The sequence below is a fragment of the Dehalococcoidia bacterium genome (assembly GCA_021295915.1).
In the GTDB taxonomy this organism is placed as follows: Bacteria; Chloroflexota; Dehalococcoidia; order Lucifugimonadales; family UBA1123; genus VXRN01.
In genome coordinates, this window is the sequence record JAGWBK010000017.1 from 64,729 (window position 1) to 78,546 (window position 13,818).

Genomic DNA, 13,818 nt, shown 5'->3' on the forward strand with positions numbered 1-13,818 from the left:
ACTTGGTTGGCGCCAGGATAGCGGTTCTCGCTCAGCCCTGAGGTGTATCCGAACCTCTACGGTTCGCCAATGACCTTGGGGTCAGCTCGAACAGGGGCTCGTCTCCCTGGAAGAATCGCTCGAGTTCGTCGACCATCAGGGTGAAGAATCGCTGGTAGCTTGTCTGCGTCACGCCCGCAATGTGAGGACTCAGGAAGACGTTGGGGAGACCGATGATCTCGCTGTCCGCGGGAATCGGCTCTGGGTCGAACACGTCCAGTCCAGCAACGATGTCTCCACGTTCGAGGCGAGCTATGAGGGCGTTGCTGTCGACAATAGCGCCGCGCGACACGTTCACGAAGACCGAGTTGGAAGTGATCATGTCGAGTTCGCGCTGGCCAATCATTCCCTCCGTGGCAGGTGTGAGGGGAGCAAGGCAGACGATGACGTCTGACTTCGAGAGCACGTTTTCGAGCGAGGTCTTCACAACGCCGATCGCGTCCGGCATCTCGCTGGGCAGATAAGGATCGTAGACTCGAATGTCCACGTCGAACGGTCTGAGGTACTTCACCAGCCTGCGTCCTATGTGGCCGCATCCGATCAGTCCGACCCGTTTGCCGGTCAACTCGCCGTTGATGTATCCAAATTCGTCGCGAGCGGGTTGGGCAGCGTCTCCCGCCAGAATGCGCCTGAAACTTGCTCCCGCATTGCGGAGAGATATCAGGATCAGTGCAAGCGCCCACTCGGAGACCGGATAGGACGAACCCTGCGTGGTGTCGACCGTTCGGATGCCGCGCTCCCAGGCCGCCTCCACGTCGATGCGGTAGGCGAACCTGTCTCCCTCCAGTTCACCAATGATCTTGAGATCTGGTGCGGCGTCCATGACTTCGGCGCTTATTAGCGGGGAGCCGTGGGAAACGACCAGGCCATCGACGTCCGCGGCCCGTTCGATGAGTTGCCTGATCGCGTCAGGGTTCTCGTTCGGCCCGAACTGGACGCCTCCCTCCAAGTGTAGCCACTCCCAGTCGGCCAACTCGGAGAGCCGTTCCAGGTCCGAAGCCAGGAAGCTCATATCGCGCACGCGCTGGTCGCATACGATCAGTACCTTGCGCTCGGAAGTTGTCATGGCATTTTCCTTCGGAGTCGGTCAGACTATGGACGGCTCGTGTTGGTGGACATTATACGTTCAGCACCCGGGCATTGTCAGACTGTCTTCGTTGACGGTCTATATGCCCGATGCTACACTCGGCGCCATCTTACGTGGCTTGGGAACAAGGCGTCTCACCGCCTTTCTGGCTCCCGGTCAGGGACGTAATCACATGAGCTTTCGGTTGGGAGTCGATGTCGGGGGGACGTTCACCGACCTCGCCCTCTACGACACCGATACCAACCGTCTCGAATTCGCCAAGACCCCTTCCACGCCGGTCAACCAGGCCCTCGGAGTAGCGGCCGGAATCCGCGAACTGATGGACCGGCACGCCGTTTCCCATGACCGGATCGACTTCTTCATTCATGGCACAACGGTAGCGACGAACACGCTCCTGGAGCGCAGTGGCGCGAAGACAGCGCTGATCGTTACCGCGGGATTCCGGGATGTCCTGCAGATCGGTCGGCAGGACAGGCCCGACCTCTACGACTGGCGCATTCGCCGTTCCGACCCGCTGGTCCCACGCAGCCTGCGCTTTGAGGCACAGGAGAGAGTAATTCACACCGGAGAGGTACTGAAGCACCTGGAGCCAGAAGCGCTGGATGTCATAGTCAAGAGCATCAGGGAGGCTGAAGTCGACGCTGTTGCCGTGTGCCTCCTCCACTCCTACGCCAGCCCTGTCCACGAACAGGCCATTGGCGACGCCATACGCCGGGAACTGCCGGACATCCCCGTATCGCTCTCGCACGAGATACTGCCGGAGTTCAAAGAGTACGAGCGGATGAGTACGACGACGATTAACGCTTATGTCGCGCCGGTAATGGAGCGTTACCTGCGCCGGCTCGAAGAGAGTATCGCCGACGTGGGGATCAACTCGGACCTGTACATCATGCAGTCCAACGGCGGGACGATGGGTGTGGAGACGGCCATCGAGCGTCCCGTACATACGATCCTCTCGGGGCCGGCGGCAGGTGTCATCGGCGCCGTCGCCATCGCTCAGCAGGCGGGGGAAGCCAACAGCATCTCGATCGACATGGGAGGAACGAGCTTCGACGTGTCTCTCTCGTTCCGGGGCGAAGTCCGCCGGACCCAGGAAAGCGAACTGGAGCGTCTCCCGGTCAAGGTGCCGATGGTGGACATTCACACGCTCGGCGCGGGTGGAGGAAGCATCGCGTGGATAGATCCTGGCGGAGCGCTGAGGGTTGGTCCGCAGAGTGCAGGCGCTGAGCCCGGGCCTGCCTGCTACGGCAATAGGGGCACTGAGGCGACGGTAACGGACGCGAATCTTGTTCTCGGCAGGCTTGGGGCGACGAGTCTGCTCGGCGGCACGATGACCCTCGATGAGGAGTTGGCCCGAAATGTCATCACTGAGCGCATCGCCAAGCCTCTGGGTCTCACAGTGGAGGAGGCAGCCGAAGGCATCGTGCAGGTCGTCAACGCCAGCATGGTAAAGGGTATCAGGGTCGTTTCGGTCTCCAAGGGCTACGACCCGCGCGAGTTCTGCCTCGTGGCATTCGGTGGAGCGGGGCCGGTACATGCCTCGGAGCTTGCCGACGAGATGGACATTCCCACAGTGCTAGTTCCCGTCGCTCCGGGCGTCACCTCGGCGCTGGGTCTGCTGATGGCCGACCTGAGACACGATTTTGCGCAAACCGTGCTCAGGCCGGGTGATGAACTGTCGCCGACCGAGATCACGTCCTGGTACGAGCACCTGGAGTCGCAGGCGATGGAGCAAATGGCCCGCGAGGATGTCGCGCCAGGAGATGTGTCTCTCATTCGTGCGGCGGACGCTCGATACGTCGGACAGGGCTATGAGTTGGAGGTACTGGCTGCATCCGGCATACTAGAACAGGGCGACGTCGATGAGATCGTCGAGCGATTCCACGACGCACACGTACGCACGTACGGCTACGCCTCGCGGGATAACGCGGTCGAGGTCGTCAACCTCCGGGTCACGGCGCTGGCGTCCATGCCTCGGCCAGACCTCACCAGTGATTCACGGAGCAAAGCCGGAGACCCGTCTCGCGCCCGTACTGGAGAGCGGAAGGTGTACTTCCGCAATGAGCCGAAGTCGACGAGCATCTACGATAGGTCAGGCCTCCGTCCCGGCGACGTGATCGAGGGGCCTGCAATCGTAGAGCAACTTGACTCCACGACGGTCGTTTGGGAGGGTCAGGTGGCCACCGTAGACAACTACCTCAACCTACTCATTGCCAGTAGACCCAAGTAGATTCCGCCATGGACAACGGCAGTTACGAACTTCTCTCGAACCAGGTAGGCAAATGACGCAAACGAACGTCGATCCGATCACACTGGAGGTTATGCGCAATGGGTTTTACTCCATCGCGGACGAGATGATCGCCGCGCTGATCCGGGCGAGCTACTCCACGAACATCAAGGACCGCCGGGATACGTCGGGAGCGATCTACACGGGCTCCGGAGACGTGGTGGTGGTGGCGCAGAGCGAGATTGGCACACCGCTGCACCTGGGGACGATGCACTCCGCCGTCCTGACGGCCATGGACCAGTACCCGTTCGAGGAGTTGGAGCCGGGCGATGCCGTCGCGCTCAACACGCCCTATCCGGCCGGTCCCGGCCATCTCAACGACCTCGCGCTGATTTCGCCGGTGTTCTATGAGGGCGAGCTTATCGCAATCACCGCCAACCAGGCCCACCATGTCGACATGGGTGGATTTGCTCCGGGGTCGATGCCGTTCGGTGTCACGGAGATCTTCCAGGAGGGTCTGCAGATACCAACCGTGCGCCTCTTCCGCAAGGGACAGCTCGACCGCGACCTGTGGGCTCTAATCTCTCAGAACGTTCGCCCCAGGACCGAAGTGAGGGGTGATCTTCTTGCCCAGTACGCCGCCAACAGCGTTGCCGAGCGCCGGCTGACTGACCTCGCGTCTCGGTATGGACCCGTTATGGTGAAGCGATACCTCGATGAGATGCTCAACTACTCAGAGAGGCGCATGAGGGCCGCGCTGAAGCAGATACCCGTAGGCACCTACGAGTTCGAGGACGTGATGGAAGGCGACGGCATAACGGATTCGCAGATAACCATCCGCGTCAGAATCGAATCGAAGGGGGACGCGTTCGTCGCTGACTTCACGGCGAGCGACGACGCCTGTAAGGGCCCTCTCAACTGTCGTTGGCCTTCCGTCGCAGCCTGCGTCTACTACGTGCTCAAAGCCTGCCTCGACCCGGAGCTTCCGCCCAATGCGGGCGCGTACCGTCCCATCGACGTCAGGGTGCCTGCGCGGTACCCGACAGCCGTGTGCAACGCCAACATCATCACCACGCAGCGGATTACCGACGTGCTGCTCGGTGCACTCGCGCCGGTGATTCCCGAAAAGGTACTGGCGGCCTGCTCGGGCACGATGAACTTGCTCAATATCGGCGGTATCGACCCGCGGAACGGCATCTACTTCAACTATGTAGAGACCTATGCGGGCGGGCAGGGCGCGATGCACGACTTGGACGGGATGGATGCCGTGCAGAACCACATGACGAACACTCGTAACGCTCCGGTGGAGTCGATTGAGCTTGCTTATCCGCTGCTGGTAGAGTCCTACGGGCTCGTGCCAGATAGCGAAGGCGCCGGTAAGCACCGGGGCGGACTCGGCATCCACCGGCACCTGCGAGTGCTGGGTGAGAGTGTCACCCTGACTCTCAGCTCCGACCGCGAACGAGTGAGCCCCTGGGGTCTGTTCGGAGGCTCGGACGCCGGTAGCTCGGCGTGTGCCATAGAAGCCCCGAACGGCTCTGAGAAGCGACTACCCTCCAAGGTCACAACGACTGTGCCCTACGACCATGTCATCAAGACACAGACTCCCGGCGGAGGCGGCTGGGGCGACGCCAGGGAGCGCGATGCCGAGGCAGTTAGCCACGACGTTTCCGAGGAGTTCATCTCGCCCGAGCGGGCAGAGTCGGTGTACGGAGTCTCGGTGGACTAGATGAGCCAGTTGGCCGCGTACCCTGCAAGGCAGGCTCCGAGCAGCGCCAGCAGGACGTACAGAATGAAGACGCGGATGCGGACGAGCGCGGCGACCGCCACAGCGGAGTAGAAGCTAACCGCCGCGCCGGAGATCATGAGCGCGAGGGCTGCGCCGAAGCTCATGCCCTTGTCCATCAACCCGCTGACCAGAGGCAGGGCTGCGTAGCCTTCCAGGTACATGGGAGCGCCCACCAAGACCGCCAGAGGGATCCACGAGGCTGCGTCCGTACCGAACAGGGATGTCACCCACGCACCGGGCACAAACCTCTGCAGGAACACCTCCAGCACCAGGGCTAGGGCCAGCCATCGTATCATCGGCCGTGTGCTGCTCCACACAGCAGTCCAGAAGCAATCGTACTGCTCGAGCGCCGTGGGGCGCATCATCTCGTGACCGGCATTTCGGTAGCCTGGTAGAAGGCCGGTCACAGCACCTGCCAGGATGCCGATGCCGAATGCCGCCGCAGTCTTGGCAACTGCGAATGGGACGCTGATGATACTGGCGGTTATCAGCATCATGCTCGGGTCTGTAACCGGTGAGGAGACCCAGAAGGCCATGACGGGAGCGAGAGGAAGGCCCCGACGCAGGAGTGTGGCAATGAGCGGCAGCATCCCCAGACCGCACACCGGTGTGATGACGCCGATTAAGCTGGCGGCCAGCACGGTCCGCACCTGTCCGCCGTTCAGCCAGTCCAGGGCCCGATCAGACCAGCGGCCCACGGTCAGGGCGCCAGCGAGGAGTGCCGCGACGGCGACAACGGGCAGCAGTGAGATCAGTCCGAGGCCAGCTGCTTTCAGCATATCCGCGTTGGCCTCTGGCAACAGGGAGCCAGTGACGACCAACGCCGCTGTGATAGACCAGGGTCAGCATCTCGGTGCTGGGGCGCAGGCGCAGGTTCCAGCGAGTCCTGGTGGGCAATCTGGTTCCTGGTAGTGCCATAAGCGGCATTGTACAGGACTGGTTTTCCGTCAGTTCAAAGTCCTTATAAACCGATAGTGATACAATCGGCGCAGGTGATGGGGCCCGTCCTGCTGCCGACCCTGTCCTGATATGGGGTCGAACTGACGGTACAAGCATCGGGGGGCAGACCTGTGGAAAACAGCCCCGCCAGTGATAGTGGAATCGCTAGCTTATCCAACGTAGACGCTGAAGCCAGGCTCGTGTGCCGAAACCTGTGGAAGGTATTCGGTGACGGGGCCAGCTATCTGCCGGACTCAATCGACCCTGGCCTATCCAGGGAAGAAATGCTGACCCAGACCGGCTCCGTACTTGCAGTCAGGGATGTCTCATTCGACGTGCTCGAGGGGGAGACGTTCGTCATCATGGGTCTCTCCGGCAGCGGCAAGTCTACGCTCGTTCGCTGTCTCAGCCGTCTTATCGAACCGACGCGGGGACAGGTACACATAGACGGCGAGGACATGCTTGCGATGAACAAGCAGCAGCTGCGTGACATCCGCCGTTACAAGATGGGCATGGTCTTCCAGCACTTCGGTAACTTTCCCCACAAGCGGGTCTTTGAGAACGTGGTCTATGGCCTGCAGATCCAGGGCATAGACAAGACCCCCAGCGCAGGCGGGCTGCCGAGGTCATCGAGCTGGTGGGACTGTCCGGTTGGGAGGAACGGTACCCGCACGAGCTTAGCGGCGGAATGCAGCAGCGTGTTGGGCTGGCTCGTGCTCTCGCTGTAGATCCGCAGATCCTCCTGTTTGACGAGCCGTTCAGCGCTCTCGACCCGCTGATCCGGCGTGAGATGCAGGACCAGTTGATCGGACTCCAGCAGATGGTACAGAAGACGATGGTCTTCATTACCCACGACTTCCTGGAGGCGCTCAAGGTCGGGGACCGGGTGGCAATAATGAGGGACGGCGAGTTCGTCCAGGTAGGCACGCCAGAGGAGCTTATCTCGAATCCAATCGACGACTACGTGCGGGACTTCACGCGGGATGTTCCCAGGTCCAAGGTGCTCACCGCACGTTCAGTCATGACGTCGCCCAAAGTCTTCGCCACGGCAGATGAGGGACTCGCGGTATTGATGAGCAGACTCGCTGATCAGGACTGCGAAAGCGCAGTCGTGGTCGACGGGCAGGACCGCTTCATCGGGACGGTTCACTCAGCCGACGTTTCCGCTAATGGAGTGGTAGACGCCAGTGTAGCTTCGGTCATGCGGGACTCCTGTCACATCGTGGAGCCCGGGACCCGACTGGAACAGCTTATTCCCCTTGTGATCTCGGGCGACGCCCCGATTGCCGTGCTGGATGATGGCCGATGTATTGGCACGATCAGCCGAGAGGCAGCGATGACTGCGCTCATAAGTGACGAGGGTATAGCGATGTGACCATCGCTGAAACCCTACAGATCCGCTTTCTTCGCGAACGCCGGTACCAGGGAATCCTGTGGGCCGGCGCGGCGGTGGCCGCGTACATACTGGCCTACTCACTGGCCGACCACAGATGCTGCCACAGACTTCGGGGACTGGCCGGAGAGCTGGCAGCCTCCCATACAGGAGCCGATTGACGAATTCTTCGAGTGGGCCGGCGACGCTCTAGGCTGGCTGTTCAACCCAATTTCGGACGTCATAGACGCGGGCATCCTGGGGATCGACACGTTCCTGCTCTGGCTGCCTTGGCCTGTCGTCGTGGCAGGTGTAGCGATTCTGGGACTGAGGCTTGGCGGCAGGTGGCTGGGGCTGTTCTGTGGCGCTGCCGTCATGTTCATTGGCCTAATCGGGTTCTGGGACTCCGCGATGGTCACACTGAGCGTGGTGGGAATCTCGGTGCTTATCAATGTGGGACTGGGTGTGCCGATCGGTATACTCGCTGCCTTCAGCAATCGCTTCGAGGCAGTCGTTCGCTCGGTGCTCGATACCATGCAGGTCCTCCCCGCCTTCGTCTACTTGATTCCCGCGCTGATCCTGTTTGGGGTGAGCGGCACCCAGGGGGTCTTCCTCACGGTGGTCTACTCCATCCCACCTGTTATCAGGCTCACCAATCTGGGAATCCGCCAGGTCCCCCGGGCTGCCATAGAGACGGCCCAGTCGCACGGATCGACGATATTCCAGACGCTTTTCCAGGTACAGCTGCCGCTTGCGAAGAGCACGATCATGGTGGGCATCAACCAGACCATAATGATGGCAGTCTCCATGATCATCGTAACCGCGCTCGTGGGCGTGCAGGGGCTCGGCCGGGATGTTTGGCTATCGTTGAGAGAGGTTGACGCGGGTGAGGGCCTGGAGAGCGGCATCGCCATCGTGTTACTGGCAATCGTCCTGGACAGGTTCAGTTACGCCCTCTCGAGGTCCGGCCCCCGCTCCTCTTCATCTGCCATGACCGCTGGTCCGCGGGTCGAGGGGAGGTTCAGCCAGGGACTTCAGTTCATGGCCGCCCGGTACACGGTTCCCGTTGCAGGTGTGGTCCTGGTAGGTGTCCCGGTGGTACTTGGCGCCCTGGTCGGGTCACTGAAGGACTTTCCGGACGCGCTCACGTTCTCGATGGCTGGCCTAATCAACTGGGTCTTCGACTGGATGGCGGTCAACCTCCACTTCATTACAAGCTGGACACGGGACATCCTGTTCTGCGAACTTGGCTACTCACCCATTCGCACGTTGCTCCTCTGGCTCCCCTGGCCGGCTATGATGGCCGTCGCAGCCGTGCTGGCCTACTTCACCGCAGGATGGCGGGTGTCGCTTCTCGCGCTGGTCGGGCTGGCGTTCGTGGGCATCGGAGGCGTCTGGGATGTGACGATGGACACATTGAGCCAGGTGCTGACTGCTGCCGGGTTCACGGTAGTTGTGGGTATCGTGCTGGGCGTTCTCGCCTCGCAGAGCAGGACGTTCGAGTCGATTCTGAGGCCCATACTGGACACCATGCAGACCATGCCGATCTTCGTCTACCTGATCCCGGTCATAATGCTCTGGGGCATCGGTCCGCTGGTCGGCATAATTGCCACCTCGGTGTACGCGCTGCCCCCGGTGATCCGTATGACCACGCTGGGATCAAGGAAGTGCCCGAACAGGTCATCGAGACGGCCACGTCCCATGGCTCAACCGGGCTTCAGGCCATGCTCCAGGTCAAGATACCATTGGCCTTCCCGACGATCATGATGGGTGTCAACCAGACCATCATCATGGTGCTGGCAATGGTGATCATCGCCGGACTCGTGGGCGGCGGCCTGGGGCAGGAGGTTTTCATAAACTCCATCTGGCTCAATGTAGGCCAGGGCATGGTCGCCGGGATGGCAATAGTCCTCATGGCGATTGTGCTCGATCGTATGACCCAGGGCAAGCAGAGCGCTGAGGTACCATTTGCGGCGATGAGATAACAGGAATTCGGTGAGGGGCCCTCGAGTCCTCGCTAGGAGGGATGCGCCGATAGGAAAGTAGAACATGAGGCAACCTGTCAAGTTTGCCGGACACACTCGTAACCCAGAAAGGAAAGAGAGAGTGAAATCAGTGAAGAACAGCTGGATCGCCCTCTCGATGATTTTGGCGCTGGCCATGATCCTCGCAGCAGGTGTGGCGTGCAGCGAAACCACGGACGACGATGCGGATGAGGCGGAGACCAGGGGCACCCTGATTCTTGTCGACCAGGACTGGAACGGCCAGCTCGTCACGACGGCCGTAATGAGGATCCTGCTGGAACAGGAGATGGACCACACGGTAGCGACCATGTTCGCGCCCGCAGACTCGGCGCCCCTCTTCATCGGTCTCGAAACGGGCGTTTTCCACTTCGTGTGCTGCAACTGGCCTTCCTGCAGCGCTGCCCTCATCGAAGAGTACGTGGATGCCGAAGGCGATCCAAAGGTGGAGCGTGTAGGGCCGGTGGGCATACAGGGTGAGACGGGCTGGTACGTTCCTTCGTACGTGATCAATGGCGACGCCGAGCGCGGCATCGACGCCGTCGCGCCAAACCTAAGCACTGTTGGCGACCTGAACCAGTACAAGGACGTGTTGGCCACGCGGGATACCGGTAACAAGGGGAGGCTCCTGGAATTCACGGCAGCGTGGGACACTAAACCCGAGGAACGTCTTGAAGCATTCGGCGCCGACTACGAGGTCGTGTTCGCCGGTTCCGAAGGCGCAGCCCTGGCTGAGGTCGACGCTGCATTCCAGAGGGGCGATCCCGTCCTGACATACCTCTGGGAGCCTCACTGGGCGCACGCCAAGTACGACTTGGTGCAGGTCGAGATGCCCGAGTGGACTTCCGACTGCTATCCGGAGGGCAGCAACTTCAACTGCGGCTTCCCAACCGACATCGTAGCCAAGCTGGCATGGCCCGGACTAAAGGACGAGTTCCCGGAGGCGTACGAGTTCCTGTCCAAGTTCCAGATGACCAACGCGCAACAGAACGAGATAGTGCTCAACCTCACCGAGAACGACCTGACCGTACGTCAGGCCGCTCAGGCGTGGGTGGATGCCAACGAGTCAGTCTGGATCCCCTGGATCCCGTAGGGGATTTTTTCAATAGGACCAGTATGGGCAGGGTATGGTCGGCGAAGGTCATTCCGCTTTGATGAAGTCGGCCATGCGTTCTGCCATCGCCATGACGGTGAGATTCAGGTTCGCCCGCACGGTGTCGGGCATGATTGACGCGTCGGCGACCCTCAGGCTGTCGATGCCGTGCACCCTGCCGTACTGGTCCACAACTGCCATCGGATCGTCTGAGGGGCCCATCTTGCAGGTGCTGGAGACGTGGTGAGCCGTGATGACCTCCCGCTTCATCCATGCGTCGAGGGCGTCGTCGTCCGACAGCACCTCGTCAGAGGGCGCGATGCGTTCCTCGACTATTTCGTTGAATGCCTCGAGCCTGAACAGGTTGGAGCACATCCTGATGCTCTCGCGCATTCGCTGCCGGTCGAACGGATCGTCCAGCAGGTTGAAGTCGAGCTCAGGCGGCTGCTCCGGGTCGCGTGACCGGAGGCGCAGCTCGCCCTGGCTCATCGCCAAATAGAGACCCTGGCTCACGCCTATTCCGACTGGCTCCGTGTGGTCCACTCCCCTCATCGGACGTTCCGACGCGTAGTTGCCCATGTAGATCACCATGTCGTTTTCGAAGGGCGAGCCCGTCGACGTGAATCGAAGCGTTACGGTGCCGTTGGTGACCTGGTCGGTATTCAGCGGGAAGTCCGGTCGCGTGCGCCATGCCATTGGGACGTCGGGATGGTCTCTGAGGTTGCTTCCGACTCCGGGGAGGTCATGGACCACAGAGATGGACAGGCGTTGCGACTGCTCTGCTGGGCCAACACCCGACAGGGCCAGAATGTGCGGCGATCCTATCGCACCGGCGCAGAGGACTACCTCGTCACCGTAGACTGACACCTCTTCGTTCTCACTCCGCATCCGCACACCGACTGCGCGTCGGCCATCGAAGATGATCTCGTGAACGAGACTATTGGGCCTGACGGTCAGTCCTGGTCGACTGCGGGCAGGGTCAAGATAGGCAATTGCCGTGCTCACCCGAACGCGCTCCGAGATGTTGAAGGGCAGGGGACCAACGCCTGTTGAGCCGGGCCTGTTGTGGTCGGGGCAGTCAGCGAATCCTGAATCGAGGCACGCGCGATAGAAGGCGTGCTGCTGTGGTCCCCACTCATCGGGCCGGTACCGGCGGCAGATGATGGGGCCGTCTGAGCCGTGAAAGTCGTCGTCGAAGTCCTGGTCTGACTCGAGCTTTAGCAGGTAGGGAAGGATCCTGTCGTAGCTCCACTCGTGGTTTCCCCACTTGGCCCAGCGGTCGAAGTCATCAGGCATTCCTCGCAGAAACTGGGCGTCGTTCACCGAGCTGGAGCCGCCGGTGACCCTGCCTCTGGGGATGTCTATGTCGGCCAGATCTGTCGCCCGTGCGCGGAAGTTCCAGATGTGGCCGCCGTCCCAGATGGTAGTGCCGGTGCCGTAGAGGTATCTGATCTCATCGGGAATGATATCCCTGGTGGGGTAGTCGGCCCCCGCCTCCAGGAGCAGCACCGACCGGTTCGGGTGTTCCGTCAGGCGGGCGGCCAAGATAGAGCCCGCCGAACCAGCGCCAACGATGATGTGGTCGTAGCTACCTGCTCCCATCGTGAGGTGCCTCCTTGCAACCGAGCGTCAGCGGTGAAGGATTGACTAAGCCAAGAAGAGTGAGTGTGGTGCGATACCTGTATTACGTAGCAGACCGCGTGTTGGCTTTACAGGGCGGCGTTAACGCCCTTCAGGAAACCTTCGGCGCCGATGCGGAGCAGGCCCCAGCCTGAGACGGTCACGAAGTTCGCGCCCCGGTTGATGAACTCGACGACTCCGGCTGTGTCGGCAGGATTGTTGCCGCCCACGCCGGCGAACTTGCCCCCGGCTCGTATCCGTGGAATGACCTCGCTCATTACTTTGCGGACCTCGGACACGTCGGGATTGCCCATGCTCTGGCCGAGATCGGAGGCCGCGACGTGGACCACGTCGGCCCCGGAGACCTGGAGGATGTCGTCGAGGTTGGCGACGGCTTCGACGTCCTCGACCATCGGGATTACCAGCACCTGCGAGTTCACCCAGGCAATCGCCTCGTCGCGGGTCACGCCGATGCCGTAGTCCTGGGCTCGTCCGCCACCCATTCCGCGGTAGCCGTCGGGATAGTAGCGCGCAGCCCGAGCTATGGCAGCGGCCTGCTCGCCGGTATTCACGTGTGGCACGATAATCCCCTGCAGGCCACGGTCGAGGTACCGCAGGATGGTGGATTCCGAGTGGTCGGGAATTCGCGCGATTGGTGTGATGCCGAAAGACTCTGCGGCGCGCACCATGTGCTCGACCTGGTCGAGGTCTGCTGGGCCGTGTTCGCAGTCGATCATCACGAAGTCGTAGCCGAGGGCGCCGAAGATCTCGACCATGTCGGGAGCGTAGCGGGTGATGATGGCCCCGAAGACGACTCCGCCGTCGTTGAGTTTGGCCTTGGTGGTGTTTGTGCGCATGGGGGAGACCTCCGGGGGGATTTCTGCATTCCTGACGTAATGGCGGTCTATGGCCAGCCGGATTAAGAGGTTTTCAATTGCCGTAGTGGGCGTCGTTCACCACACCTTGGATCACCTAGTCCTCCGCAGAGACCCGGACCCAAAGCTGCGGAGCGCACGGTAACCTACTCGCTCACACAAGACGTTCACGGCGCCGGGGTGCTTCTCGCGCAGATGGTCTGCCGCAGCAATTTCACCGTCGGCGATCGCCCAGTTCCTGCTGTCCACATCAATAGCGACTACTTCTCCAAAGTGGTCGGCTTCGACCTGATGCCGGATGTCCCGTTCGTATATCTCCTTGCCGAGTTGGGCCGTTTCTTCGCGTGGGCGACGTGGGAGTGCCACGCCCCCCTCGCCTTGCGCGCTCGTCGGGGTTTCTGTTTCTCTCATCCGTTCTCCCCTGGTGAACATTTCTCCGCCATTCACATTCTACTGCTTCACAGTAGCTGTAGGTAATGGCACATCGGACAGGAGCAGGAACTCGGTGGCGGAGTCGGCGAAAGTTACGAACCGTAGTCATTATTGGTGGGCCATGACGACCGCTCGTGCAAGCGTGGTGATGGGCGTCTTCGGATACACGGGCCGCTATATCCCCAGCCGCCGCTGCCGCTGTCTGGACAGCGGCCTCACTGACACGGCCCGGCAAGTAGCTCCAGCGGCAGATCCACGCTCGCAGGCTATGTTGGAGGGTCTTCGGCGTGGTCCGCGGTGTGGGTTGGCGGGACGGGGAAGCCG

The 13,818-nt window shown here is 61.4% G+C and carries 11 protein-coding genes and 1 pseudogene; 7 read left to right on the forward strand and 5 right to left on the reverse strand.

Annotated features, from left to right (window positions below):
• Positions 1-31: 31 nt before the first annotated feature.
• The gene (locus tag J4G14_06945) at positions 32-1,105 is read right to left on the reverse strand and encodes a hydroxyacid dehydrogenase (protein MCE2457538.1); all 1,074 of its coding nucleotides are present in this window, start codon (positions 1,103-1,105) and stop codon (positions 32-34) included.
• Between J4G14_06945 and J4G14_06950 the strand changes: the two genes are divergently transcribed.
• Both J4G14_06950 and J4G14_06955 read left to right on the forward strand, forming a co-directional pair.
• Positions 1,104-3,356, forward strand: a complete 2,253-nt coding sequence (locus tag J4G14_06950) for a hydantoinase/oxoprolinase family protein (protein ID MCE2457539.1) — start codon at positions 1,104-1,106, stop codon at positions 3,354-3,356. The two genes, J4G14_06945 and J4G14_06950, sit on opposite strands and share 2 nt — an antisense overlap.
• Positions 3,357-3,408: 52 nt before the next feature.
• Positions 3,409-5,082, forward strand: coding sequence for a hydantoinase B/oxoprolinase family protein (locus tag J4G14_06955; GenBank protein MCE2457540.1), 1,674 nt, complete (start codon positions 3,409-3,411; stop codon positions 5,080-5,082).
• Here the strand turns inward: J4G14_06955 and J4G14_06960 are convergent.
• On the reverse strand, positions 5,079-5,921 hold the full coding sequence (locus J4G14_06960) for a permease (protein MCE2457541.1): 843 nt from the start codon (positions 5,919-5,921) through the stop codon (positions 5,079-5,081). The two genes, J4G14_06955 and J4G14_06960, sit on opposite strands and share 4 nt — an antisense overlap.
• 444 nt (positions 5,922-6,365) lie before the next feature.
• Between J4G14_06960 and J4G14_06965 the strand changes: the two are divergent.
• The 5 genes and pseudogenes from J4G14_06965 (at position 6,366) to J4G14_06985 (ending at position 10,567) form a co-directional block, all read left to right on the forward strand.
• Positions 6,366-7,456, forward strand: a pseudogene (locus tag J4G14_06965) (betaine/proline/choline family ABC transporter ATP-binding protein).
• Complete coding sequence (locus tag J4G14_06970) at positions 7,453-7,635, forward strand: hypothetical protein (protein ID MCE2457542.1); 183 nt, start codon at positions 7,453-7,455, stop codon at positions 7,633-7,635. Before J4G14_06965 ends, J4G14_06970 begins: the two are co-directional and overlap by 4 nt.
• A 121-nt stretch (positions 7,636-7,756) precedes the next feature.
• Entirely contained in the window at positions 7,757-9,220 is a 1,464-nt protein-coding gene (locus J4G14_06975) for an ABC transporter permease subunit (GenBank protein MCE2457543.1), read from the forward strand.
• Entirely contained in the window at positions 9,121-9,438 is a 318-nt protein-coding gene (locus J4G14_06980; GenBank protein ID MCE2457544.1) for an ABC transporter permease subunit, read from the forward strand. The genes J4G14_06975 and J4G14_06980 overlap by 100 nt, the downstream gene beginning before the upstream one ends.
• Positions 9,439-9,568: 130 nt before the next feature.
• Complete coding sequence (locus J4G14_06985) at positions 9,569-10,567, forward strand: hypothetical protein (protein MCE2457545.1); 999 nt, start codon at positions 9,569-9,571, stop codon at positions 10,565-10,567.
• Positions 10,568-10,615: 48 nt separating this feature from the next.
• Here J4G14_06985 and J4G14_06990 read toward each other — a convergent pair whose 3' ends face one another.
• From J4G14_06990 to J4G14_07000, 3 genes are all read right to left on the reverse strand, one after another.
• Entirely contained in the window at positions 10,616-12,169 is a 1,554-nt protein-coding gene (locus J4G14_06990; protein ID MCE2457546.1) for a GMC family oxidoreductase N-terminal domain-containing protein, read from the reverse strand.
• A 107-nt stretch (positions 12,170-12,276) separates the two neighbouring features.
• Positions 12,277-13,044, reverse strand: a complete 768-nt coding sequence (locus J4G14_06995; GenBank protein ID MCE2457547.1) for a host specificity protein — start codon at positions 13,042-13,044, stop codon at positions 12,277-12,279.
• A gap of 111 nt (positions 13,045-13,155) precedes the next feature.
• A complete protein-coding gene (locus J4G14_07000) occupies positions 13,156-13,473 on the reverse strand; it encodes a hypothetical protein (protein MCE2457548.1) in 318 nt (105 codons plus the stop codon).
• Positions 13,474-13,818: the final 345 nt, after the last annotated feature.

Coding starts and splice junctions, on each gene's coding strand:
- J4G14_06945 (MCE2457538.1), bottom strand. CDS start 1,105: ATGACAACTTCCGAGCGCAAGGTACTGATCGTATGCGACCAGCGCGTG.
- J4G14_06955 (MCE2457540.1), top strand. CDS start 3,409: ATGACGCAAACGAACGTCGATCCGATCACACTGGAGGTTATGCGCAAT.
- J4G14_07000 (MCE2457548.1), bottom strand. CDS start 13,473: ATGAGAGAAACAGAAACCCCGACGAGCGCGCAAGGCGAGGGGGGCGTG.
- J4G14_06990 (MCE2457546.1), bottom strand. CDS start 12,169: ATGGGAGCAGGTAGCTACGACCACATCATCGTTGGCGCTGGTTCGGCG.
- J4G14_06995 (MCE2457547.1), bottom strand. CDS start 13,044: ATGCGCACAAACACCACCAAGGCCAAACTCAACGACGGCGGAGTCGTC.
- J4G14_06950 (MCE2457539.1), top strand. CDS start 1,104: ATGGCATTTTCCTTCGGAGTCGGTCAGACTATGGACGGCTCGTGTTGG.
- J4G14_06960 (MCE2457541.1), bottom strand. CDS start 5,921: ATGCTGAAAGCAGCTGGCCTCGGACTGATCTCACTGCTGCCCGTTGTC.